This is a genomic window from Pantoea sp. X-Soil-ISGK-355 (assembly GCF_059730805.1).
This window is the reverse complement of record NZ_AP035971.1, coordinates 243,770-269,410: the sequence shown is the minus strand read 5'-3', so window position 1 is coordinate 269,410 and position 25,641 is coordinate 243,770. Positions and strand designations below refer to the sequence as shown.

The 25,641-nt window shown below is 52.8% G+C and carries 15 protein-coding genes, 5 tRNA genes and 3 rRNA genes; 1 reads left to right on the top strand and 22 read right to left on the bottom strand.

Going from position 1 to position 25,641, the window contains the following annotated elements:
• Nucleotides 1–27 precede the first annotated feature (27 nt).
• From rpoC to AC6I8J_RS01090, 14 genes are all read right to left on the bottom strand, one after another.
• Nucleotides 28–4,251 carry a DNA-directed RNA polymerase subunit beta' gene (gene rpoC / locus AC6I8J_RS01155; protein ID WP_013359734.1) on the bottom strand — a complete coding sequence of 1,408 codons (4,224 nt, stop codon included), beginning with the start codon at nt 4,249–4,251 and terminating at the stop codon, nt 28–30.
• Between the two features lie 126 nt (nt 4,252–4,377).
• Nucleotides 4,378–8,406: a DNA-directed RNA polymerase subunit beta gene (rpoB, locus tag AC6I8J_RS01150; protein WP_013359733.1), complete on the bottom strand. Its 4,029-nt coding sequence runs from the start codon at nt 8,404–8,406 to the stop codon at nt 4,378–4,380.
• A gap of 329 nt (nt 8,407–8,735) precedes the next feature.
• Nucleotides 8,736–9,098 carry a 50S ribosomal protein L7/L12 gene (gene rplL / locus AC6I8J_RS01145; RefSeq protein WP_009092660.1) on the bottom strand — a complete coding sequence of 121 codons (363 nt, stop codon included), beginning with the start codon at nt 9,096–9,098 and terminating at the stop codon, nt 8,736–8,738.
• Nucleotides 9,099–9,163: 65 nt separating this feature from the next.
• The gene (rplJ, locus tag AC6I8J_RS01140) at nt 9,164–9,661 is read right to left on the bottom strand and encodes a 50S ribosomal protein L10 (RefSeq protein ID WP_003848098.1); all 498 of its coding nucleotides are present in this window, start codon (nt 9,659–9,661) and stop codon (nt 9,164–9,166) included.
• A gap of 365 nt (nt 9,662–10,026) precedes the next feature.
• Nucleotides 10,027–10,731 carry a 50S ribosomal protein L1 gene (rplA, locus tag AC6I8J_RS01135; protein WP_010261038.1) on the bottom strand — a complete coding sequence of 235 codons (705 nt, stop codon included), beginning with the start codon at nt 10,729–10,731 and terminating at the stop codon, nt 10,027–10,029.
• Between the two features lie 3 nt (nt 10,732–10,734).
• Nucleotides 10,735–11,163: a 50S ribosomal protein L11 gene (gene rplK, locus AC6I8J_RS01130; RefSeq protein WP_006121495.1), complete on the bottom strand. Its 429-nt coding sequence runs from the start codon at nt 11,161–11,163 to the stop codon at nt 10,735–10,737.
• A 147-nt stretch (nt 11,164–11,310) separates the two neighbouring features.
• Complete coding sequence (gene nusG / locus AC6I8J_RS01125) at nt 11,311–11,856, bottom strand: transcription termination/antitermination protein NusG (RefSeq protein WP_013359732.1); 546 nt, start codon at nt 11,854–11,856, stop codon at nt 11,311–11,313.
• Nucleotide 11,857: 1 nt separating this feature from the next.
• Entirely contained in the window at nt 11,858–12,241 is a 384-nt protein-coding gene (gene secE, locus AC6I8J_RS01120) for a preprotein translocase subunit SecE (RefSeq protein ID WP_013359731.1), read from the bottom strand.
• Between the two features lie 231 nt (nt 12,242–12,472).
• Nucleotides 12,473–13,657 carry an elongation factor Tu gene (gene tuf / locus AC6I8J_RS01115; protein ID WP_222924737.1) on the bottom strand — a complete coding sequence of 395 codons (1,185 nt, stop codon included), beginning with the start codon at nt 13,655–13,657 and terminating at the stop codon, nt 12,473–12,475.
• A gap of 108 nt (nt 13,658–13,765) precedes the next feature.
• A tRNA-Thr gene (locus tag AC6I8J_RS01110) sits at nt 13,766–13,841 on the bottom strand.
• A 5-nt stretch (nt 13,842–13,846) separates the two neighbouring features.
• A tRNA-Gly gene (locus AC6I8J_RS01105) sits at nt 13,847–13,921 on the bottom strand.
• A 190-nt stretch (nt 13,922–14,111) separates the two neighbouring features.
• Nucleotides 14,112–14,196: transfer RNA gene (locus tag AC6I8J_RS01100), tRNA-Tyr, on the bottom strand.
• An 8-nt stretch (nt 14,197–14,204) separates the two neighbouring features.
• Nucleotides 14,205–14,280: transfer RNA gene (locus tag AC6I8J_RS01095), tRNA-Thr, on the bottom strand.
• Nucleotides 14,281–14,517: 237 nt separating this feature from the next.
• On the bottom strand, nt 14,518–14,688 hold the full coding sequence (locus AC6I8J_RS01090; protein WP_161736987.1) for a hypothetical protein: 171 nt from the start codon (nt 14,686–14,688) through the stop codon (nt 14,518–14,520).
• Between the two features lie 354 nt (nt 14,689–15,042).
• On the opposite strand from AC6I8J_RS01090, the gene coaA reads away from it, so the two are divergent.
• On the top strand, nt 15,043–15,990 hold the full coding sequence (coaA, locus tag AC6I8J_RS01085; RefSeq protein WP_161736986.1) for a type I pantothenate kinase: 948 nt from the start codon (nt 15,043–15,045) through the stop codon (nt 15,988–15,990).
• Between the two features lie 42 nt (nt 15,991–16,032).
• Here coaA and birA read toward each other — a convergent pair whose 3' ends face one another.
• The 8 genes from birA to trkH all read right to left on the bottom strand — a co-directional run bounded on the left by birA (nt 16,033) and on the right by trkH (nt 25,623).
• Nucleotides 16,033–16,992: a bifunctional biotin--[acetyl-CoA-carboxylase] ligase/biotin operon repressor BirA gene (gene birA, locus AC6I8J_RS01080; protein ID WP_161736985.1), complete on the bottom strand. Its 960-nt coding sequence runs from the start codon at nt 16,990–16,992 to the stop codon at nt 16,033–16,035.
• A complete protein-coding gene (gene murB / locus AC6I8J_RS01075; RefSeq protein ID WP_161736984.1) occupies nt 16,989–18,026 on the bottom strand; it encodes a UDP-N-acetylmuramate dehydrogenase in 1,038 nt (345 codons plus the stop codon). Before murB ends, birA begins: the two co-directional genes overlap by 4 nt.
• A 150-nt stretch (nt 18,027–18,176) precedes the next feature.
• Nucleotides 18,177–18,292: ribosomal RNA gene (gene rrf / locus AC6I8J_RS01070) — 5S ribosomal RNA — on the bottom strand.
• Between the two features lie 92 nt (nt 18,293–18,384).
• A 23S ribosomal RNA gene (locus AC6I8J_RS01065) occupies nt 18,385–21,292 on the bottom strand.
• Nucleotides 21,293–21,505: 213 nt separating this feature from the next.
• Nucleotides 21,506–21,580: transfer RNA gene (locus AC6I8J_RS01060), tRNA-Glu, on the bottom strand.
• Nucleotides 21,581–21,669: 89 nt separating this feature from the next.
• Nucleotides 21,670–23,209 (bottom strand): 16S ribosomal RNA (locus tag AC6I8J_RS01055).
• Together the 16S, 23S and 5S rRNA genes with 1 tRNA gene alongside form the textbook arrangement of a ribosomal RNA operon.
• A gap of 411 nt (nt 23,210–23,620) precedes the next feature.
• A complete protein-coding gene (hemG, locus tag AC6I8J_RS01050; protein WP_253420707.1) occupies nt 23,621–24,154 on the bottom strand; it encodes a menaquinone-dependent protoporphyrinogen IX dehydrogenase in 534 nt (177 codons plus the stop codon).
• A 17-nt stretch (nt 24,155–24,171) separates the two neighbouring features.
• Nucleotides 24,172–25,623, bottom strand: coding sequence for a Trk system potassium transporter TrkH (gene trkH, locus AC6I8J_RS01045; RefSeq protein WP_161733953.1), 1,452 nt, complete (start codon nt 25,621–25,623; stop codon nt 24,172–24,174).
• Nucleotides 25,624–25,641: the final 18 nt, after the last annotated feature.

The following is a 25,641-nucleotide window of genomic DNA, read 5'->3' as shown; positions in this document are numbered from 1 at the left end:
GCAGGGTTTTTATCAGGCAAAGGACGATTAATCGTCTTTGTTGCCGCCGAGACCGGCGTTCAACAGTTCAGCCAGGCTGGCTGAGGCTTCATCCGCAGTCACCTGCGGTGCAACCGGAACTTCACCTGCCGCTTTGCGGCGCATACGATCCTGATGGTACGCATAACCGGTACCGGCTGGGATCAGACGACCCACGATGACGTTCTCTTTCAGGCCGCGCAGTTCATCGCGCTTGCCTGCTACTGCTGCTTCGGTCAGGACACGTGTGGTCTCCTGGAACGAGGCTGCAGAGATGAACGATTCGGTTGCCAGTGACGCTTTGGTAATACCCAGCAGGTCACGCATGAAGGTTGCGCCGACTTTTCCGTTCGCTTCCAGATCACGGTTAGAGATCTTGATGCGAGAGAATTCAGCCTGCTCACCTTCCAGGAAGTCTGCACTTCCTGCGCTCACGATGGTTGCTTTACGCAGCATCTGACGAACGATGACTTCGATGTGCTTATCGTTAATCTTAACGCCCTGCAGACGGTAAACTTCCTGCACTTCGTTAGTGATGTAACGGGTCACCGCATGCACGCCACGCAAGCGCAGGATGTCATGTGGAGACTCTGGGCCATCGGAAACTACGTCACCGCGCTCAACACGTTCACCTTCGAACACGTTCAGCTGACGCCATTTCGGAATCATCTCTTCGTACGGCTCGCTACCATCCAGCGGAGTAATGACCAGACGACGCTTACCTTTGGTCTCTTTACCGAAGGAGATGATGCCGCTGATCTCCGCCAGAATAGCTGGCTCTTTCGGACGACGCGCTTCGAACAGATCAGCAACGCGTGGCAGACCACCGGTAATATCCTTGGTACCGCCAGATTCCTGTGGAACACGCGCTAACGTGTCACCGGCACTGATCTTAACGCCATCTTCCAGCTGAACAATCGCTTTACCTGGCAGGAAGTACTGAGCCGGCATGTCGGTGCCCGGGATCAGAACGTCGTTGCCGTTGGCATCAACAATTTTCAGCGCAGGACGCAGATCTTTACCGCCTGCAGTACGTTCAGCACTGTCCAGAACCACCAGTGAAGACAGACCGGTTAAATCATCTGTCTGACGGGTAATCGTCTGGCCATCAACCATATCCGTGAAGCGAATGAAACCGCCCACTTCGGTGATAACTGGCATGGTATGCGGATCCCAGTTTGCGACGGTTTCGCCCGCTGCAACCTGCTCACCATCACCTTTCGCCATGGTAGAACCGTAAGGAACTTTATAGCTCTCTTTGGTACGACCAAATTCGTCGATCATTTTCAGTTCAACGTTACGCGAGGTGATCACCAGCTTGCCTGCCGAGTTCGTTACCGACTTGGCGTTGGTCAGCTTGATGGTACCTTTGTTCTTCACCTGAATGCTGGATTCAGCAGCCGCACGTGATGCCGCACCACCGATGTGGAACGTACGCATCGTCAGCTGTGTACCTGGCTCACCGATGGACTGTGCCGCGATAACACCAATCGCTTCACCTTTGTTGATGATGTGACCACGTGCCAGGTCGCGACCGTAGCAATGCGCGCACACACCAAAGTCGGTTTCACAACCTACCACCGAGCGGACTTTAAGGCTGTCGACTGAGTTCAGTTCCAGCACGTCACACCAGTGCTCATCGAGCAGCGTGTTGCGTGGGACCAGAATATCAGCAGTACCCGGCTTCAGAACGTCTTCAGCAGTCACACGACCCAGTACACGTTCACGCAGTGGCTCTTTAACGTCGCCACCTTCAATGACAGGCGTCATCATGATGCCTTCGTGTGTACCACAGTCATCTTCGGTAACCACCAGATCCTGGGCAACGTCAACCAGACGACGCGTCAGATAACCGGAGTTCGCTGTTTTCAGTGCGGTATCCGCCAGGCCTTTACGTGCACCGTGGGTTGAGATGAAGTACTGGAGTACGTTCAACCCTTCACGGAAGTTCGCCGTGATTGGTGTTTCGATGATGGAGCCATCTGGCTTCGCCATCAGACCACGCATACCGGCCAGCTGACGAATCTGTGCAGCAGAACCACGCGCACCGGAGTCAGCCATCATAAAGATGCTGTTAAAGGAAACCTGACGCTCTTCTTCGCCGTCGCGGTTAATCACGACTTCGGTAGAGAGGTTTTCCATCATCGCCTTGGCAACACGTTCGTTGGCTGCGGCCCAGATATCGATGACTTTGTTATAACGTTCGCCTGCGGTTACCAGACCAGACTGGAACTGCTCCTGGATCTCAGCCACTTCTGCTTCCGCTTCGGTGATGATTTCCACTTTCTTCTCTGGAATAACCATGTCGTCGATACCGACTGACGCGCCTGAACGGGCAGCGTAAGCGAAACCGGTGTACATGGTCTGGTCAGCAAAGATAACGGTCGGCTTCAGGCCCAGAATGCGGTAACAGGTGTTAAGCATTTTGGAGATAGCTTTTTTGCCCAGCGCCTGGTTAACGATGGAGAAAGGCAGACCTTTTGGCACGATCATCCACAGGATGGCACGGCCAATCGTAGTATCGATGATGCTGGTTTTAGCAACCCACTCATCCTGCTCATTCTTCTCGTGTTCGGTGATACGCACCTTAACGCGAGCATGCAGAGAGGCGAGGCCGGCGCGATAAATACGCTCAGCTTCTTTCGGGCCAGTCAGCACCATGCCTTCGCCTTTGGCGTTAACACAGTCACGGGTCATGTAATACAGACCCAGTACAACGTCCTGAGAAGGAACGATGATTGGCTCGCCGTTCGCAGGTGACAGGATGTTGTTGGTCGACATCATCAGCGCACGCGCTTCCAGCTGGGCTTCCAGCGTCAGCGGTACGTGAACAGCCATCTGGTCACCATCGAAGTCGGCGTTATAAGCCGCACAAACCAGCGGGTGCAGCTGGATCGCTTTACCTTCGATCAGAACCGGTTCAAAGGCCTGAATACCCAGACGGTGCAGCGTAGGCGCACGGTTCAGCAGAACCGGGTGCTCACGGATCACTTCGTCGAGGATATCCCAGACAACGGCTTCTTCGCGCTCAACCATTTTCTTCGCGGCTTTGATGGTGGTGGCCAGGCCACGCAGTTCCAGCTTGCCGTAAATGAACGGTTTAAACAGTTCGAGTGCCATTTTCTTCGGCAGACCGCACTGATGCAGACGCAGGTATGGACCAACGGTGATGACCGAACGACCAGAATAGTCGACACGTTTACCCAGCAGGTTCTGACGGAAACGACCCTGCTTACCTTTGATCATGTCAGCCAGCGATTTCAGCGGACGCTTGTTGGAACCGGTGATCGCACGACCGCGACGACCGTTGTCCAGCAGTGCATCGACCGCTTCCTGCAACATACGCTTTTCGTTGCGCACGATGATATCTGGCGCAGCCAGATCCAGCAGGCGCTTCAGACGGTTGTTACGGTTGATCACGCGACGATACAGATCGTTCAGATCCGACGTGGCGAAACGACCACCATCCAGCGGTACCAGCGGACGCAGGTCCGGTGGCAGAACAGGCAGCACGGTCAGGATCATCCACTCTGGCTTGTTGCCAGACTGGACGAACGCTTCCAGCAGCTTGATGCGTTTAGTCAGTTTTTTACGTTTGGTTTCGGAGTTAGTTTCGTTCAGCTCTTCACGCAGCTGCTCGCACTCCTGCTCCAGATCCATGTTTTTCAACAGGGCCTGGATTGCTTCGGCGCCCATTTTGGCGTCGAACTCGTCACCGAACTCTTCCAGAGCGTCAAGGTACTGCTCTTCAGTCAGGATCTGACGCTTCTCGAGGTTGGTCATGCCACCTTCGATTACCACGTAAGATTCAAAGTAGAGCACGCGCTCGATGTCACGCAGTGGCATATCCAGCAGTAAGCCGATACGCGATGGCAGTGACTTCAGGAACCAGATGTGCGCAGTCGGCGACGCCAGTTCGATGTGGCCCATACGCTCACGGCGTACTTTAGTCTGGGTCACTTCAACGCCGCACTTCTCACAAATCACACCACGGTGTTTGAGGCGCTTGTACTTGCCACACAGGCACTCATAGTCCTTTACCGGCCCGAAGATACGGGCACAGAACAGACCATCGCGCTCTGGCTTAAAAGTACGGTAGTTAATGGTTTCTGGCTTTTTCACTTCACCAAAAGACCAGGAACGGATCATGTCTGGCGAAGCCAGCGCAATTTTGATCGCATCAAACTCTTCGGTCTTAGTTTGCGCTTTCAGAAACTTAAGTAAGTCTTTCACGGATTAGCTCCCGTCGGAGTGAGACTCAGGGGGCGTCCAACCGAAATTGAACGCCCCGTAACCAGTACAATTGCGAGCGCTTTAAACCCTGCGCTTTCAGGCGGCGGTAAGCCGCATGAAAAGGGGTTACTCGTCTTCCAGCTCGATGTTGATACCCAGCGAGCGAATCTCTTTCAACAGTACGTTGAAGGATTCCGGCATGCCCGGTTCCATCTGATGGTTACCGTCAACGATGTTTTTATACATCTTGGTACGGCCGTTGACGTCATCAGACTTAACGGTAAGCATTTCCTGCAGGGTATACGCGGCACCGTATGCTTCCAGTGCCCATACTTCCATCTCACCAAAGCGCTGACCACCGAACTGCGCCTTACCACCCAGCGGCTGCTGAGTAACCAGGCTGTAGGAACCGGTAGAACGTGCATGCATCTTGTCATCAACCAGGTGGTTAAGTTTCAGCATGTACATGTAGCCAACGGTTACCTGACGTTCGAACTGCTCACCGGTACGGCCGTCAAACAGGGTAATCTGACCGGAAGAAGGCAGGCCGCCGAGCTGCAGCAGCTCTTTGATCTCGCTCTCTTTCGCACCATCAAACACCGGCGTGGCGATTGGCATACCTTTCTTCAGGTTCTCAGCCAGACGCAGTACTTCGTCATCGGAGAAGGTGTTCAGATCAACTCGCTGACGCAGATCGGTACCCAGGTCATAGGCGCGCTGGATGAATTCGCGCAGCTTCGCGACTTCTTCCTGCTTCTTCAGCATGGCGTTAATTTTCTCGCCGATACCTTTCGCTGCCATACCCAGGTGCGTTTCCAGAATCTGACCGATGTTCATACGCGATGGTACGCCCAGCGGGTTCAGAACGATGTCAACCGGCGTACCGTTTTCATCGTAAGGCATATCTTCGATCGGGTTGATCTTGGAGATAACACCTTTGTTACCGTGACGGCCTGCCATTTTGTCACCCGGCTGAATCTGACGCTTAACAGCCAGATAAACCTTAACGATTTTCAGCACGCCTGGTGCCAGATCATCGCCCTGGGTGATTTTACGACGCTTACCTTCGAGTTTTTTCTCAAACTCGTGCTTCAGTTCGTCGTACTGCTCTGCCAGCTGCTCCAGCTGGTTTTGCTTGGCTTCGTCAGTCAGACCCAGTTCCAGCCAGCGCTCGCGCGGCAGCTTGTCCAGTTTGTCTGCTTCAACGCCACCTGAAATCAGTACGTTCTGGATACGGCTGAACAGGCCCGCTTCCAGAATCTGCAGTTCTTCAGACAGGTCTTTTTTGGCCTGCTTCAGCTGCATCTCTTCGATTTCAAGCGCACGTTTGTCTTTTTCCACGCCATCGCGGGTAAAGACCTGAACGTCGATCACGGTACCTGACACGCCATTCGGCACGCGCAGTGACGAATCTTTCACGTCAGAGGCTTTCTCACCGAAGATAGCGCGCAGCAGTTTTTCTTCTGGCGTCAGCTGGGTTTCGCCTTTCGGTGTTACCTTACCAACCAGAATGTCGCCGCCGGTCACTTCAGCACCGATGTAGACGATGCCTGACTCATCCAGTTTAGAGAGTGCAGCTTCACCCACGTTCGGGATATCAGCAGTGATCTCTTCCGGCCCCAGTTTGGTGTCACGCGACACGCAAGCCAGTTCCTGAATGTGGATAGTCGTAAAGCGATCTTCCTGAACCACGCGCTCGGAGACCAGGATGGAGTCTTCGAAGTTGTAGCCGTTCCACGGCATGAACGCTACGCGCATGTTCTGGCCCAGTGCCAGTTCACCCAGATCGGTGGACGGGCCATCTGCCAGCACGTCGCCGCGCTCAACCGGCTCACCCAGAGAAACACATGGCATCTGGTTGATGCAGGTGTTCTGGTTAGAACGGGTATATTTGGTCAGGTTGTAAATATCGATACCGGCTTCGCCAGCATGCATTTCGTCTTCGTTAACTTTGATAACGATACGTGATGCGTCAACGTACTGTACGGTACCGCCACGTTTCGCCACGGCTGTTACACCGGAGTCAACGGCAACAGCACGTTCCATACCGGTACCAACCAGCGGCTTATCAGCACGCAGAGTCGGAACGGCCTGACGTTGCATGTTCGCACCCATCAGGGCGCGGTTGGCGTCATCGTGTTCCAGGAACGGGATCAGGGATGCACCGACAGAAACCACCTGCTGGGTGGAAACGTCCATGTAGTCAACCTGATCGCGGCTGAACAGACTTGATTCGCCTTTGCTACGGCAGGTGACCAGGTCATCAACAAATGCGCCGTTGTCATCCAGAGGGGCGTTCGCCTGAGCGATAACGTAGTTACCCTCTTCGATAGCAGAGAGGTAGTGAATCTCGTCAGAAACCAGACCGTCAATAACGCGGCGATAAGGTGTCTCAAGGAAACCGTACTCATTGGTCTGTGCATAGACAGACAAGGAGTTGATCAGACCGATGTTCGGACCTTCAGGGGTTTCGATTGGGCAGACACGACCGTAGTGCGTTGGGTGTACGTCACGCACTTCGAAACCGGCACGCTCACGCGTCAAACCACCCGGGCCGAGAGCAGAGATACGACGTTTATGCGTAATCTCTGACAGCGGGTTGTTCTGATCCATAAACTGAGAAAGCTGGCTTGAACCAAAGAACTCTTTCACGGCAGCCGAAATCGGCTTCGCGTTGATCATGTCCTGTGGCATCAGCGTATCAAGGTCGCCCAGAGACAGACGCTCTTTAACCGCACGCTCAACACGTACCAGACCGACACGGAACTGGTTCTCAGCCATTTCACCCACTGAACGAATACGACGGTTACCGAGGTGGTCGATATCGTCCACTTCGCCTTTACCGTTACGGATGTCGATCAGCTTCTTCATGACTTCGATGATGTCATCTTTGCTCAGGATGCCTGAACCTTCGATTTCATCACGCAGCAATGAGCGGTTGAACTTCATACGACCGACCGCAGAAAGATCGTAACGATCTTCTGAGAAGAACAGGTTCTCAAACAGGTTCTCTGCAGCTTCGCGTGTTGGCGGCTCACCAGGACGCATCATGCGGTAGATCTCAACCAGTGCGCTCAGGCGATCGCTGGTTGGGTCGACACGCAGGGTCTCGGACATATATGGACCATGGTCCAGATCGTTGGTGAACAGCGTTTCGATGCGCTTGTGACCGGACTGGCTCAGTTTAGCCAGCAGATCCAGCGACAGTTCCATGTTCGCTGCAACAATCAGCTCACCGGTGCTCTCATCGATGTAATCTTTAGCGACCACTTTGCCCGCGATATATTCAACCGGGACTTCGATGTGCTGAATGCCATCTTTTTCCAGCTGACGAATATGGCGCGCAGTAATGCGGCGACCTTTTTCGACGTAGACGGTGCCGTTCGCTTCGATATCGAAGGTAGCGGTTTCACCGCGCAGGCGCTCAGGCACCAGCTCCATCTGCAGCTTGTTGTCACGGATTTCAAACACGACTTTCTCGAAGAAAATATCGAGGATCTGAGGTGTAGTGAACTGTAACGCGCGCAGGATGATTGTGGCCGGCAGCTTACGACGACGGTCAATACGGACAAACAGGTTATCTTTCGGGTCAAACTCAAAGTCGAGCCATGAACCGCGGTAAGGGATGATACGTGCGTTGTACAGCACTTTACCCGATGAGTGGGTTTTACCCTTATCGCTATCAAAGAACACGCCGGGACTACGGTGCAGCTGAGAAACGATAACGCGCTCGGTACCATTGATAACAAAGGTACCGTTGTCGGTCATGAGCGGGATTTCGCCCATGTAGACTTCTTGTTCTTTAATGTCTTTTACGGTGCCTTCTGGCGCTTCGCGCTCATAGATCACCAGACGCAGTTTCACGCGCAGCGGTGCCGAATAGGTCACGCCACGGATCTGACACTCTTTCACGTCAAAGACAGGTTCACCCAGGCGGTAGCTGACATACTGCAACTCAGAGTTGCCGCTGTAGCTCGCAATAGGGAATACAGAGCGGAATGCAGCTTCCAGTCCGTACTGACCTTCTGGATCTTGCTCGATAAACTTCTGGAACGAGTCGAGCTGGATGGAAAGGAGATAAGGTATGTCCAGTACTTGCGGACGTTTACCAAAATCCTTACGAATACGTTTTTTCTCGGTATAGGAGTAAACCATAGGGTTCCTCAGCTAGCTGACAAGTCGACCCACGCTGTCCGTCCTGACAGGACAGTTCATGCAACACGATTTTGTTTGATTCACTGGCTGCGCAGCAGCAGTGCAATACCTCTTTCTATCACGCTTAAATCATTTCATCGCTTTTGAGAAGGCAGGGAACCCGCACAGGAAAGCGGTATATTAAGTCGTCGATAGAGAAAGATATTGAAGAGCAACAATGGACAAACAGTGTGAAACCCCATTGAGACCCTGTAGCGCAAAAAGGCTGGTGACCAAAAAGTCACCAGCCATCAGCCTGAAACTACTCAGACTGCAACCCGAAGGCTGTCTTACTTAACTTCAACTTCAGCGCCAGCTTCTTTCAGAGCAGCTTCAAGTGCAGCTGCGTCATCTTTGCTGATGCCTTCTTTGATTACGCCAGTTGCTTCAACCAGGTCTTTGGCTTCTTTCAGGCCCAGACCAGTTGCAGTACGTACAGCTTTGATGACTGCTACTTTGTTCGCGCCAACAGCTTTCAGTACAACGTCGAATTCAGTTTTTTCTTCAACAGCTTCAGCCGGGCCCGCAGCAACAGCTACAGCAGCAGCAGCAGAAACGCCGAATTTTTCTTCCATAGCAGAAACCAGCTCAACAACTTCCATTACGGACATCGCTGCAACAGCTTCCAGAATTTGGTCTTTAGTGATAGACATGACAATTGTTCCTAAGAATCAGAAAAAGTTTATACGTAAGCAGTTACGAAGAAAAGAATAAGGCCTTAAGCCGCTTCTTTTGCATCGCGTACAGCAGCCAGAGTGCGGACCAGTTTGCCAGCAGCGGCTTCTTTCATGGTCGACATCAGACGTGCCAGTGCTTCTTCGTAGGTCGGCAGCGTTGCCAGACGGTCAATATTGGCCGCCGTGATCAGCTCACCTTCAAAGGCTGCAGCTTTGACCTCAAATTTTGCATTCGCTTTCGCGAAATCTTTGAACAGACGAGCAGCAGCGCCCGGGTGTTCCATAGAATATGCAATCAGGGTCGGACCAACAAACGTGTCTTTCAGGCACTCAAACTGAGTACCTTCAACGACGCGGCGCAGCAGGGTGTTACGAACAACACGCATGTAAACGCCAGCTTCACGGCCTGCTTTACGCAGTTCGGTCATTTTATCAACGGTAACGCCACGGGAATCCGCAACAACCGCTGAAAGCGCACCTTTGGCTACTTCGCTGACTTCAGCAACAATCGCTTGTTTGTCTTGAAGATTTAATGCCATTAGCTTTTGCTCCTGGATTTGACCGGGAAAGGATTTCCCCGGAACTCACTTCACTTACTCACCCCGAGGGGTAATAAGCGCTCGAACACGGTGAGCAGAATCCAGCTAAGAAAAAATTCTTTTGGTTCTGTCACCGTCTACGCAGGGGATTAAGCGGAATACCCGGAGATAAACAGCGCCTGCGGTCTTGGACGGAGGCCAGGATAAGGCCTGGCTCCAACCTAAATTCTGTGCGACGCAGCAGAGTCAGAGGGAATGGCGATAAACGCAACAGTCGGTTCTGGCTCTCTGGTGTCCTGTTCTGCTAATAACAGAACAACGGGCGTAAGATTCTAGGTGAATTTTTCGCCCGTTTCAAGCAGCAATTAGTTTGCTGTTGCGTTCAGACCAGCCTGGTCAACGGCAACGCCGGCGCCCATGGTGGTTGAAAGGCTGACTTTCTTGATATACACGCCTTTAGCCTGTGATGGTTTAGCTTTTTTCAGCGCAACCAGCAGAGATTCCAGGTTTTCTTTCAGTTTGTCAGCGTCAAAGTCCACTTTACCGATGGTAGTGTGGATGATGCCGTTTTTGTCGTTACGATAACGAACCTGACCTGCTTTAGCGTTCTTAACCGCTTCAGCAACGTTAGGCGTTACAGTACCCACTTTCGGGTTTGGCATCAGGCCACGTGGACCCAGAATCTGGCCCAGCTGGCCAACAACGCGCATTGCATCCGGAGAAGCAATAACAACGTCAAAATTCATTTCGCCTTTCTTGATCTGATCAGCCAGGTCTTCCATGCCTACCAGCTCTGCGCCAGCTGCTTTAGCAGCTTCAGCGTTAGCGCCCTGGGCGAAGACAGCAACACGTACTGAACGACCAGTACCGTGTGGCAGAACGGTCGCGCCGCGAACGTTCTGATCAGATTTACGTGCATCGATGCCGAGGTTGACAGCAACGTCAACGCTTTCAACGAACTTGGCAGTTGCCAGTTCTTTCAGCAGAGCAACAGCTTCAGCAATGTCATACTGCTTGGTCGCGTCAACTTTGTCGCGAATTACGGTCATGCGCTTGGTCAGCTTAGCCATTTCTTAGTCCTCTACTACCAGGCCCATGGAACGAGCAGTACCTTCGATTGAGCGAGTCATCGCTTCAACGTCAGAACCAGTCATGTCCGCAGCTTTGGTTTCTGCGATTTCACGTACCTGAGCACGAGTCACTTTACCGACTTTATCTTTGTTCGGCTTACCAGAACCTGACTTGATGCCCGCTGCTTTTTTCAGCAGTACGGCAGCCGGAGGCGTTTTGGTAATGAAGGTGAAAGAACGGTCGCTGTATACGGTGATAACAACAGGAGTCGGCAGACCTTTTTCCAGAGATTCGGTCTTAGCGTTGAACGCTTTACAGAATTCCATGATGTTAACACCCTGCTGACCCAGAGCTGGACCAACCGGTGGACTTGGGTTCGCCATACCAGCTGCAACCTGCAGCTTGACGTAGGCTTGGACTTTCTTAGCCATGATATTTCCTCAATTGGGTTATAGCGCCTGTAAAGGCTCCCCGTGATAACGATTTATACGCTGTTGCCAGCGCATAAAAACAAAAGGCGCGAAATTGTAGTTAAATTTCGCGCCTGCTGCAACAGCTAATTTGTGAGCGGAAAGAGGTTAACCTTTCTCCACCTGACCGAAGTCGAGCTCAACTGGTGTTGCACGACCAAAGATGGATACGGATACCGTCAGGCGGCTCTTTTCGTAATCCACATCTTCAACCACACCGTTAAAGTCAGCGAACGGACCGTCATTAACACGAACCATTTCACCCGGTTCAAACAGCGTTTTAGGACGAGGCTTGTCGCCGACCTGCTGCAGACGATTCATGATCGCATCAACTTCTTTATCGCTGATAGGTGCAGGACGGTCAGAGGTACCGCCGATGAAACCCATCACGCGCGGGACGCTGCGTACTAAATGCCAGCTGGCGTCATTCATCACCATCTGAACCAGTACGTATCCCGGGAAAAACTTGCGCTCGCTCTTACGACGCTGGCCACCACGGATTTCAACGACTTCTTCAGTCGGGACCATGACTTCACCAAACAGCTCTTCCATGTTGTGCAATTTGATATGCTCGCGCAGCGATTGGGCTACGCGGCCTTCAAAACCGGAAAACGCCTGTACGACGTACCAGCGTTTCTTTGGAGCTTCAGACATCTCAGAACCTCAGGCCAGTGATAAACGATACCAGACGGACCAGAATACCATCCAGCCCCCACAAAATCAGTGACATCACGGCAGTAACCGCGGCAACGATTAACGTGGTGTGCAGCGTCTCCTGGCGGGTTGGCCAGATAACCTTACGCATTTCTGTTCTTGCTTCACGAGCAAAAGCCACGGTTGCTTTGCCTTTGGTCGTTAAAAGCGCAATGCCGCCAGCCGCTGCAATCAGTACAACTACGGCTAACGCGCGCAGTGGCAGTGACACATCACGATAGAGGTAGTTACCTACAATCGCTGCAAGCAGCAGTAATACAACACCTACCCACTTTACCGCTTCCAGGCCACGCCCGCTCCCTTGAGCTTCGGTATTCGCACTCATAAACCAACCTGCCACAATAATTCAGAAACTATTCTGCCCCGCAGTGCGAGGCGTCCAAACCGAATGAGCTTTTGAGGCGTAACTCGGTATCCAACGCCGCATAACAGAGCCTGTCTCAGCAATGATTATGATCGAAAAAATCACTGATGAGCCAGGTTCTATGAAACAGCGTGCAAAAAGGGCATCAAATGATGCCCTTTCCGTGTGCATTGCGTCAAACGTTATCGGTAATTATGCGATAACTTTAGCAACAACACCCGCGCCAACGGTACGGCCACCTTCGCGGATTGCGAAGCGCAGACCTTCGTCCATTGCGATTGGGTGGATCAGGGTAACAACCATTTTGATGTTGTCGCCTGGCATGACCATTTCAACGCCTTCTGGCAGCTCTACTGAGCCGGTTACGTCAGTTGTACGGAAGTAGAACTGTGGACGATAGCCTTTGAAGAACGGAGTATGGCGACCACCTTCGTCTTTAGACAGAACGTAAACTTCTGACTCGAACTGGGTGTGTGGCTTGATTGAGCCTGGCTTAGCCAGAACCTGACCACGCTGGATGTCTTCACGCTTGATACCGCGCAGCAGAACACCACAGTTTTCGCCTGCCTGACCCTGGTCCAGCAGCTTACGGAACATCTCAACACCGGTACAGGTTGATTTCGCAGTATCTTTGATACCTACGATTTCAACTTCGTCGCCGACTTTAACGATGCCGCGCTCAACACGACCGGTAACAACAGTACCACGGCCAGAGATTGAGAAGACGTCTTCGATTGGCAGCAGGAACGGCATGTCGATCGCACGGACTGGATCCGGGATGTAGTTGTCCAGGTGTTCAGCCAGCTCAACGATTTTTGCTTCCCACTCAGGAACGCCTTCCAGCGCTTTCAGCGCAGAACCACGAACGATTGGGGTGTCATCGCCTGGGAAGTCGTACTGTGACAGCAGGTCACGGACTTCCATCTCTACCAGTTCCAGCAGCTCTTCATCATCAACCATGTCACACTTGTTCAGGAACACGATGATGTAAGGAACGCCAACCTGACGACCCAGCAGGATGTGCTCACGGGTCTGTGGCATCGGGCCATCAGTCGCAGCAACAACCAGGATCGCGCCGTCCATCTGCGCAGCACCGGTGATCATGTTTTTCACATAGTCGGCGTGACCTGGGCAGTCAACGTGAGCGTAGTGACGTGAAGCAGTCTCATACTCAACGTGTGCGGTGTTGATGGTAATACCGCGGGCTTTTTCTTCAGGGGTGCTGTCGATCTGGTCGAATGCACGCGCCTGGCCGCCGTTGGTTTTAGCCAGTACGGTAGTGATAGCTGCAGTCAGGGTGGTTTTACCGTGGTCAACGTGACCGATGGTGCCCACGTTTACGTGCAGTTTGTTACGTTGAAATTGCTCTTTAGCCATCGCTAGTCCCTCTAAGACACGGATATATCAATGATATCATCACATTAACCAGGCAATGCCTGACTGCAAGGAAGTTACAGAGAAAATCAGGAGGGAGATTAAAGGAAGTGGTGCTGATACCCAGAGTCGAACTGGGGACCTCACCCTTACCAAGGGTGCGCTCTACCAACTGAGCCATATCAGCACATCTGGAGCGGGCAGCGGGAATCGAACCCGCATCATCAGCTTGGAAGGCTGAGGTAATAGCCATTATACGATGCCCGCATCCTGGAACTCGGCTACCTGTTCTTTCTGTAGCTTGCAGAAAACAGAGAATGACTCTCTGTTATCTACTGCCTGCCAGCGAAGCTGACCGGCTTTGACTTCGCTAACGCTCAGTCTGAATTCAGGGTGATAAATGACTCACCTGACAGATAAACAGGTTGTCTATCTGTACTCAACCGTGAGGCTGAGATGGTGGTGGGAGAAGGATTCGAACCTTCGAAGTCTGTGACGGCAGATTTACAGTCTGCTCCCTTTGGCCGCTCGGGAATCCCACCTACTTGATTGGTGCCGGCTACCGGAATCGAACTGGTGACCTACTGATTACAAGTCAGTTGCTCTACCAACTGAGCTAAGCCGGCATCAAGTGGTGCGCATTCTAGGAAGGTCGGGCGTCGGATGCAACTAAAAAATCGCATATTTTTTTCTATCGCTTACTATTTGTGCAAATCGTCGCATTTTCGCGATTTTTTGCAGAATACTTGTGCAATCCGGCCCTGTTTTTACCGGCTCAGCCAGTTCTGACCGACGCTTCACTCCGTGCGAAAGCGCTCTTTCGGGCAGATAAATGATCCACGGCCCACGCCTTTATTTTGCCTTTACGCACTGAGTGATGCTTTTTTGAACCACTCTGCATCATTTTTTTGTTCACTGTCGCGCTTCAGCAGAAAATGGAGCCGCTTTGCGACCAAATAAACCGCTTTTTTGGCACCACCGTTACGAACGGTCTCAGAAGGGCAGACGGTTTTGCCGGGGATGTCGTCCGGCATCGGGTTTTGTCTTTCCCCGCCCTTCTGTGTCCTCCTCTCCCGCGTTTACGCCCTCAAGCCAGGCCTTTAGTCGGATAAGGGGATTAACGCCACCCAGTGGCTGTGAGGCGCGGTAAGATAATAAACAACCCCGGATCGGTGAAAACAGCGACTATCGTAACGTTTTGTGGGTATGCCGACGAAAGCGAGATCGCCTCTATCTTTTTACTTCTGTTGAAAGCCATACTGGTGATACCCTCCAGCCCATTGTTCTCACTGATAAACCAGCGATTCGTGACTCACTTCACCCGTACTGTCCTGCTTATCGGCTAACACGCGGTTGATAGTAATGAATTTGCGGTCAGATGCATGCTTATGAATAAAACACCCCCCCTGACAACGCCTTATCTGGAGTTCACTCGTGAGCAGTGGGCTGCATTACGTGATTCTGTGCCGATGACGCTGTCAGAGGAAGAGATCGCGCAGCTCAAGGGCATCAACGAAGATCTTTCGCTGGAGGAAGTCGCAGAAATTTATCTGCCCCTTTCGCGTCTGCTTAATTTCTATATCAGCTCTAACGTTCGTCGGCAGGCGGTACTGGAGCAATTTCTGGGCACAAATAGCCAGAAAATCCCCTATATCATTAGTATTGCGGGGAGCGTCGCGGTCGGTAAGAGTACGACTGCGCGTGTACTGCAGGCGTTGCTCAGCCGCTGGCCTGAACATCGTAAAGTGGAATTGATCACGACGGATGGCTTCCTTCACCCTAATGCCGTGCTGAAAGAGCGTGGCTTAATGAAGAAAAAAGGCTTCCCGCAATCTTATGATATGCACCGGCTGGTCAATTTCGTTTCCGACTTAAAATCCGGAGCCAGTCAGGTGACCGCCCCGGTCTATTCGCACCTGATTTATGATGTCATCCCTGACGGCGATAAAGTGATACAGCAGCCAGATATTCTTATTCTGGAAGGTCTGAACGTATTACAGAGCGGCATGGACTATCCCCATGACCCCCATCACGTCTTTGTTTCGGACTTCGTTGACTTCTCTATCTATGTAGATGCAGAGGAAGACCTTCTGCAAAGCTGGTATATCAATCGATTCCTGAAATTCCGTCAGGGTGCCTTTACCGATCCAGACTCCTACTTCCACCATTACGCCCAGCTCTCAGAGGCAGAAGCGGTTGAGATAGCGGGTAATCTATGGAAAGAGATTAACTGGCTCAATCTGCAGGAAAATATCCTGCCGACGCGTGAAAGGGCCAGCCTGATCATGACCAAAAGTGGCGATCATGCGGTCGACAAGGTTCGCCTGCGTAAATAACCGCGGTCATAAAAAAGCCTGCATCAGTGCAGGCTTTTTTAATCAGACAGGACGCAGTGATATTTCCCCACCCACCCAGGCTTTTATTTCGCCATCCTGCTCCAGTAATAAACCACCCTGGCTGTCGACGCCCCGTGCAATACCATGCACTTCACGTTCGCCGATGAGCAGCTTAACGTGCCGGTTAATAAAATTGTCCAGTGCCGCCCAGCGCGAGATAAAGGCAGTTAATCCCTCCTGCTCAAACAGCGGCAGGGCCTCGCGCAGGCTGTTGATCAGACGGGCTGCCAGCTCATTGCGGTTCACGCTTACTCCGGCCTCCTGCAGATTAATCCAGCCCTGATTAATCTGTGAAGCATCCGCTGTCCGCATCGCCAGGTTGATGCCCGCCCCCATAACGATCTGCGCAGCATCACCGGTTTTGCCGGTCAGTTCGACCAGAATACCTGCCAGTTTCCGATCGTTGAGGTAAATGTCATTGGGCCACTTTACCCGGACATCATCGGCACCGAGTGAACGTAATGTTTCAGCCATAACAATGCCGATGACCAGACTAAGACCCATCGCCGCAGCCGGACCCTGCTCAAGACGCCAGTACATGGACATGTAGAGGTTGGCACCAAAAGGAGAGAACCATTGACGACCACGACGGCCACGACCTGCCTGCTGGTATTCTGCTATGCAGGCGGTGCCAGACGGCATGTCATGCATGCGTTCCAGCAGATACTGATTTGTGGAATCAATCACCGGTATAACCGAGACATGACCCTGCTTCACCTGTGACAGAATTGCCTGCTCATCCAGCAGCTGTATTGGGGCAGAGAGGCTATAGCCTTTCCCTGTCACGGTATAGACGTCAAGACCCCAGCTTTTTAGTGTCTGGATGTGCTTATTGATGGCGGCACGACTCATGCCCAGTGTGTCGCCCAGCTGCTCGCCAGAATGAAACTCACCATCAGATAAAATATCGACCAGTTTGAGCGGGACACTGTGGTCTTTCATACGATCACCCCGACAGCATTGCATTCACCTTGCGCCTGAATAAAGCGGACTTCGGGCTCAAGCCAGACATCAAATTTTTCACCTACCCGGGCGCGCACAGTTTTTGCCAGCGCAACGATATCCTCAGGTGTGGCATGGTCAGCGTTAATCAGTACCAGAGCCTGTTGCTGGTGAACGGCGGCACCGCCGATGCGATACCCCTTCAGCTGACACTGATCGATAAGCCACCCTGCGGCCAGCTTGGTTTCACCATCTGGCATCAGATAGTGTGGCATCGCAGGGAAATGGGTCAGCAGAGAGCTACGCTGCGCCTCGGTGACGACCGGGTTTTTAAAGAAGCTGCCGACATTACCGGTGACTTTCGGATCCGGTAATTTGCTCTGCCGCATCTGGCATACCGCGTGATAGACATCCCAGGCATTGGCTGTCACCGGGTTAAGCGTTTTCAGGTCGCCATAGGTTAATACGGGCTGCCATTGCTTAGGCAATATTATCCCGACCGCGACGATGACATAGCCTGACTGGTAGCGATGTTTAAAAATGCTGTCACGATAGCCAAATTCACAGGCTTCACGATTGAGACGTTCTGTCTCACCACTGTGCAGGTTAAGTACATCCACATATTCGCAGACATCTTTTAATTCCACACCATAGGCGCCAATGTTCTGAATCGGTGCCGAGCCGGTCATCCCAGGGATCAACGCCAGGTTTTCCAGGCCGGTAATCCCTTTTTCCAGCGTACTCTTAACCAGCTGATGCCAGTTCTCACCTGCCCCGACATGCAACTTCCAGCACTCAAATTCATCCTGAATTTTGATGCCTTTGATGCGATTCAGCACTACGGTACCGGCAAAATCCTCCAGGAAGAGGACATTACTGCCTTCACCGAGCACAAGGAAAGGTGTTTGATTACGCTGGCTATCCTGCCATGCGGCCAGAATGGCGGCTGGCGTCTCTGCGACGATGCGTTTTTGTGTGTGTACTTCAAGCCCAAGCGTATTGTCGGCTTTTAAGGAAGGATGCTGGCTGGACATTTGACGGCCTTTACTGAGTTATCTGGCCGTAGTTTACCGTATCAGAGAGGGGTTCTCAGGCTGTTTTCGGAGATTATGGTGCGGTTTTTCACGATCTGCAGACGTAAAAAAGCCCCGCACTCGCGTGCGGGGCTTCTTCACTTATATAATGCCTGGCAGTTCCCTACTCTCGCATGGGGAGACCCCACACTACCATCGGCGCTACGGCGTTTCACTTCTGAGTTCGGCATGGGGTCAGGTGGGACCACCGCGCTAAAGCCGCCAGGCAAATTCTGTCTCCGCGCCGCCCGTAAGGCCGCGCAGATATACCCGGAACAGGGCTGAAAATCGTGTCTCTCAAAAACGCCTCTGGCGTTGTAAGGTTAAGCCTCACGGGTCATTAGTACCGGTTAGCTCAACGCATCGCTGCGCTTACACACCCGGCCTATCAACGTCGTAGTCTTCAACGTCCCTTCAGGACTCTCAAGGAGTCAGGGAGAACTCATCTCGGGGCAAGTTTCGTGCTTAGATGCTTTCAGCACTTATCTTTTCCGCACTTAGCTACCGGGCAGTGCCATTGGCATGACAACCCGAACACCAGTGGTGCGTTCACTCCGGTCCTCTCGTACTAGGAGCAACCCCCCTCAATTCTCCAGCGCCCACGGCAGATAGGGACCGAACTGTCTCACGACGTTCTAAACCCAGCTCGCGTACCACTTTAAACGGCGAACAGCCGTACCCTTGGGACCTACTTCAGCCCCAGGATGTGATGAGCCGACATCGAGGTGCCAAACACCGCCGTCGATATGAACTCTTGGGCGGTATCAGCCTGTTATCCCCGGAGTACCTTTTATCCGTTGAGCGATGGCCCTTCCATTCAGAACCACCGGATCACTATGACCTGCTTTCGCACCTGCTCGAGCCGTCACTCTCGCAGTCAAGCCAGCTTATGCCATTGCACTAACCTCACGATGTCCGACCGTGATTAGCTGACCTTCGTGCTCCTCCGTTACTCTTTAGGAGGAGACCGCCCCAGTCAAACTACCCACCAGACACTGTCCGCAGCCCGGATAACGGGCCTACGTTAGAACATCAAACATTAAAGGGTGGTATTTCAAGGTTGGCTCCACGCAGACTGGCGTCCGCGCTTCAAAGCCTCCCACCTATCCTACACATCAAGGCTCAATGTTCAGTGTCAAGCTGTAGTAAAGGTTCACGGGGTCTTTCCGTCTTGCCGCGGGTACACTGCATCTTCACAGCGAGTTCAATTTCACTGAGTCTCGGGTGGAGACAGCCTGGCCATCATTACGCCATTCGTGCAGGTCGGAACTTACCCGACAAGGAATTTCGCTACCTTAGGACCGTTATAGTTACGGCCGCCGTTTACCGGGGCTTCGATCAAGAGCTTCTCCTTGCGGATAACCCCATCAATTAACCTTCCGGCACCGGGCAGGCGTCACACCGTATACGTCCACTTTCGTGTTTGCACAGTGCTGTGTTTTTAATAAACAGTTGCAGCCAGCTGGTATCTTCGACTGGCTTCGGCTCGGGGAGCAAGTCCCTCCACCTACGCGCCAGCGTGCCTTCTCCCGAAGTTACGGCACCATTTTGCCTAGTTCCTTCACCCGAGTTCTCTCAAGCGCCTTGGTATTCTCTACCTGACCACCTGTGTCGGTTTGGGGTACGATTCTGTGTTACCTGATGCTTAGAGGCTTTTCCTGGAAGCTGGGCATTTATCACTTCAGCACCGTAGTGCCTCGTCGTCACGCCTCAGCGTTGATAAGGGACCGGATTTACCTGGACCCTCCGCCTACACGCTTAAACCGGGACAACCGTCGCCCGGCTGATATAGCCTTCTCCGTCCCCCCTTCGCAGTAACACCGAGTACAGGAATATTAACCTGTTTCCCATCGACTACGCCTTTCGGCCTCGCCTTAGGGGTCGACTCACCCTGCTCCGATTAACGTTGAACAGGAACCCTTGGTCTTCCGGCGAGCGGGCTTTTCACCCGCTTTATCGTTACTTATGTCAGCATTCGCACTTCTGATACCTCCAGCATGCCTCACAGCACACCTTCGACGGCTTACAGAACGCTCCCCTACCCAACAACACATAGTGTCGCTGCCGCAGCTTCGGTGCATGGTTTAGCCCCGTTACATCTTCCGCGCAGGCCGACTCGACCAGTGAGCTATTACGCTTTCTTTAAATGATGGCTGCTTCTAAGCCAACATCCTGGCTGTCTGTGCCTTCCCACATCGTTTCCCACTTAACCATGACTTTGGGACCTTAGCTGGCGGTCTGGGTTGTTTCCCTCTTCACGACGGACGTTAGCACCCGCCGTGTGTCTCCCGTGATAACATTCTCCGGTATTCGCAGTTTGCATCGGGTTGGTAAGCCGGGATGGCCCCCTAGCCGAAACAGTGCTCTACCCCCGGAGATGAGTTCACGAGGCGCTACCTAAATAGCTTTCGGGGAGAACCAGCTATCTCCCGGTTTGATTGGCCTTTCACCCCCAGCCACAGGTCATCCGCTAATTTTTCAACATTAGTCGGTTCGGTCCTCCAGTTAGTGTTACCCAACCTTCAACCTGCCCATGGCTAGATCACCGGGTTTCGGGTCTATACCCTGCAACTTAACGCCCAGTTAAGACTCGGTTTCCCTGCGGCTCCCCTATACGGTTAACCTTGCTACAGAATATAAGTCGCTGACCCATTATACAAAAGGTACGCAGTCACCCCCGTAAAGAAGGCTCCCACTGCTTGTACGTACACGGTTTCAGGTTCTGTTTCACTCCCCTCGCCGGGGTTCTTTTCGCCTTTCCCTCACGGTACTGGTTCACTATCGGTCAGTCAGGAGTATTTAGCCTTGGAGGATGGTCCCCCCATATTCAGACAGGATACCACGTGTCCCGCCTTACTCATCGAGCTCACAGCACGTGTGCTTTTGTGTACGGGAGTATCACCCTGTACCCTGCGACTTTCCAGACGCTTCCACTAACACACATGCTGATTCAGGCTCTGGGCTGCTCCCCGTTCGCTCGCCGCTACTGGGGGAATCTCGGTTGATTTCTTTTCCTCGGGGTACTTAGATGTTTCAGTTCCCCCGGTTCGCCTTGCAGCACTATGTATTCATGCTGCAATGATGCACAGAGTGCACCGGGTTTCCCCATTCGGACATCGACGGCTGTAGCGGTTCATATCACCTTACCGTCGCTTTACGCAGATTAGCACGTCCTTCATCGCCTCTGACTGCCTGGGCATCCACCGTGTACGCTTAGTCGCTTAACCTCACAACCCACAGGCGTTTTGCAACGCTGCAGACTGCAAGCATTTGAGAGACTCGAACGTGCCGCATTTTTCATTCTTATTACGGAGAATGAAAGCGACACGTCGTTTCAATTTTCAGCTTGTTCCGGATTGTTAAAGAGCAATATCTTAAACATGACTCGTAAGTCATCTTTAAGATATGTGGGCAACATCTTTCACCTGTCACCAAGCAGGTGGCGTCCCCTAGGGGATTCGAACCCCTGTTGCCGCCGTGAAAGGGCGGAGTCCTAACCGCTAGACGAAGGGGACACGATAGTGTCACGACTTCGCAGCCGTCCTGCTCATTACTTTTTTATCAGACAATCTGTGTGGACACTGCGCCGGAAGGTATCTTCAGGTAAGGAGGTGATCCAACCGCAGGTTCCCCTACGGTTACCTTGTTACGACTTCACCCCAGTCATGAATCACAAAGTGGTAAGCGCCCTCCCGAAGGTTAAGCTACCTACTTCTTTTGCAACCCACTCCCATGGTGTGACGGGCGGTGTGTACAAGGCCCGGGAACGTATTCACCGTGGCATTCTGATCCACGATTACTAGCGATTCCGACTTCACGGAGTCGAGTTGCAGACTCCGATCCGGACTACGACGCACTTTGTGAGGTCCGCTTGCTCTCGCGAGGTCGCTTCTCTTTGTATGCGCCATTGTAGCACGTGTGTAGCCCTACTCGTAAGGGCCATGATGACTTGACGTCATCCCCACCTTCCTCCGGTTTATCACCGGCAGTCTCCTTTGAGTTCCCGACCGAATCGCTGGCAACAAAGGATAAGGGTTGCGCTCGTTGCGGGACTTAACCCAACATTTCACAACACGAGCTGACGACAGCCATGCAGCACCTGTCTCACGGTTCCCGAAGGCACTAAGGCATCTCTGCCGAATTCCGTGGATGTCAAGAGTAGGTAAGGTTCTTCGCGTTGCATCGAATTAAACCACATGCTCCACCGCTTGTGCGGGCCCCCGTCAATTCATTTGAGTTTTAACCTTGCGGCCGTACTCCCCAGGCGGTCGACTTAACGCGTTAGCTCCGGAAGCCACTCCTCAAGGGAACAACCTCCAAGTCGACATCGTTTACGGCGTGGACTACCAGGGTATCTAATCCTGTTTGCTCCCCACGCTTTCGCACCTGAGCGTCAGTCTTTGTCCAGGGGGCCGCCTTCGCCACCGGTATTCCTCCAGATCTCTACGCATTTCACCGCTACACCTGGAATTCTACCCCCCTCTACAAGACTCAAGCCTGCCAGTTTCAAATGCAGTTCCCAGGTTAAGCCCGGGGATTTCACATCTGACTTAACAGACCGCCTGCGTGCGCTTTACGCCCAGTAATTCCGATTAACGCTTGCACCCTCCGTATTACCGCGGCTGCTGGCACGGAGTTAGCCGGTGCTTCTTCTGCGGGTAACGTCAATCGGCGCGGTTATTAACCGCACCGCCTTCCTCCCCGCTGAAAGTACTTTACAACCCGAAGGCCTTCTTCATACACGCGGCATGGCTGCATCAGGCTTGCGCCCATTGTGCAATATTCCCCACTGCTGCCTCCCGTAGGAGTCTGGACCGTGTCTCAGTTCCAGTGTGGCTGGTCATCCTCTCAGACCAGCTAGGGATCGTCGCCTAGGTGGGCCATTACCCCGCCTACTAGCTAATCCCATCTGGGTTCATCCGATAGTGAGAGGCCCGAAGGTCCCCCTCTTTGGTCTTGCGACGTTATGCGGTATTAGCCACCGTTTCCAGTGGTTATCCCCCTCTATCGGGCAGATCCCCAGACATTACTCACCCGTCCGCCACTCGTCACCCGAGAGCAAGCTCTCTGTGCTACCGTCCGACTTGCATGTGTTAGGCCTGCCGCCAGCGTTCAATCTGAGCCATGATCAAACTCTTCAATTTAAGTTTGATTTGCTTAAACAAGTTAAGCGGTGCTCATCTGTAAAACGTCATAATGAATTTCATTATGTGTTCACTCGTGAGGCTTTGATATTTTTGTGCGTCCAAAGACGCTGATATCAATCCTGCGAGTGCCCACACAGATTGTCTGATAAATTGTTAAAGAGCAGTGCGAACAGTGCGTTAGCGTCCTGTCGCGAGGTGGCGTATATTACGCTTTCCTCCTGCAGAGTCAACCTCTTTCTCAGAAGTTTTTCTCCGGCGGCGCAGTCTCCTGTGCCTCTCAACCCGTCATCCCGTTGCCGGTGTTCCGTGTCGATGGAGGCGCATTATAGGGAGTTCGCGCGGGCTGACAAGTGTTTATTGCGAAAAGATTATCGTTCGCAGTAATTTTCATCAAATCGCGCTATTTCGCTACGATTTGCCTGGTAACTGTGCAAAATCATTGGCAAAAGTGCGTACCTGCTGCCAGTCCGTGTATTCCACTTCTTTCGTTGAATCTGTCTCACCACCGGTCATACGCATAATCAGCTGAATCATGACGCGATCGAACCAGCGATAGCGGGGATAATAAAGTGCGCCTGCGAACACGGCACAGCAATCGGGCTGCCACGGAGAGTTAGCCAGGAACTTCTGCGTATAGGCGTTGGTTTCAGGCAAACGCTTTTCAGGTTTACGCGCCGTCAGGTTCACCGAAAAGAAACCGCTGGTACGCTGCTGCAACGCCTGAAGGTGAAGCTTTACGAACTTATCGACGACTGGCTGGAAATGGCCGTAGCGGATCGAGGCACCAATCAGCACGCGATCATACTGTGCCCAGTCAGGCAGAGTGGCATCCTGGATGTCCAATACATCACATGGCTGCTGCTGACGGATCACCTCAGCAATAGAAGAGGCAATCTTCTTTGTTTGTCCGTCGCGAGTGGAATAGAGAATCAGCGCTTTCATGTCAGCATCCTTATTAATTATTCACGCCAGAAAGTAGGCGTGAACAGCACCAGCAAGGTAAATACCTCGAGACGCCCGAACAACATGGTAGAAATAAGAATCCATTTTGCCACGTCATTCATTGAAGTGAAGTTATCAGCCACTACCCCCAGGCCCGGCCCGAGGTTGTTGAGCGTCGCGGCAACGGCAGCAAAAGCCGAGAAGTCATCGACGCCGGTGGCGATGATCGCCAGCATGCTGACCAGGAACACCAGTGCATAAGCCGAGAAGAATCCCCAGACGGCTTCAAGGATACGTTCCGGTAGCGCCCGATTGCCCAGCTTGATGGTATAGACCGCATTGGGATGAACCAGACGTTTAAGCTCACGGTTACCCTGCTTGCACAACAGCAGGATGCGAATCACCTTCAGGCCACCGCCGGTTGAACCGGCACAGCCGCCAATAAAGGCGGAGCACAACAGCAGTACCGGCAGGAACAATGGCCAGCGTGCGATGCTGTCGGTCGTGAATCCCGCCGTTGTCGCCATGGAAACGACCTGGAAGAAGGCCTGATTCAGCGTCTGCCAGCCACTTTCATAGACATTGTGGAACCAGAGCACCAGTGTGCAGATCAATACCAGCGTCAGCTGAACGCCAATAAACATGCGGAATTCCGGGTCGCGCCAGTACACGCGTAAATTACGTCCGCTTAACATGGCAAAGTGCAGGCCATAGTTACAGCCTGAGATCAGCAGAAACACTGCCACGATGGTATTGATAGTGCCACTATGGAAATAGCCGATGCTGGCGTCATGGGTAGAGAAGCCGCCAATGGCGATGGTTGAGAAGCTGTGACCGATAGCATCAAACGCGGGCATGCCCGCCAGCCACAGCGCCAGTGCACAGGCCACCGTCAGCAGGACGTAGATCAGCCAGAGTGTTTTGGCCGTCTCGGCGATACGTGGCCGCATCTTGTTATCTTTTAGCGGACCCGGCATCTCAGCGCGATAGAGCTGCATACCCCCGACGCCGAGAATCGGCAGTATCGCCACCGCTAACACGATGATCCCCATACCGCCCAGCCACTGCAGCATCTGCCGATAGAAGAGGATCGCCTTGGGCAGCGAGTCCAGTCCCACTAGTGTGGTGGCACCGGTCGTTGTCAGGCCAGAGAAAGATTCAAAAAACGCATCCGTTACCGAAAGATGCGGCTGCTCGGCAAAGATAAAGGGCATCGCCCCTACGCTGCCCAGCACCGTCCAGAACAGGACGACAATCAGAAACCCTTCCCGCGGTTTGAGTTCGGTTTTCTTTTTGCGATTCGGCCACCACAGCAGCGAGCCGATCACCAGCGCCATCATAAAGGTCTGGCTAAATGCCCGCCCCGCGCCATCGCGATAAATCAATGCGACCAGGCCGGGCAAAATCATCGTCACTGAAAAGAGGATCACCAGCAGACCGACTATGCGGGTAATGGCGCGAAAGTGCATTCAGCCGTTCCTTTAAAT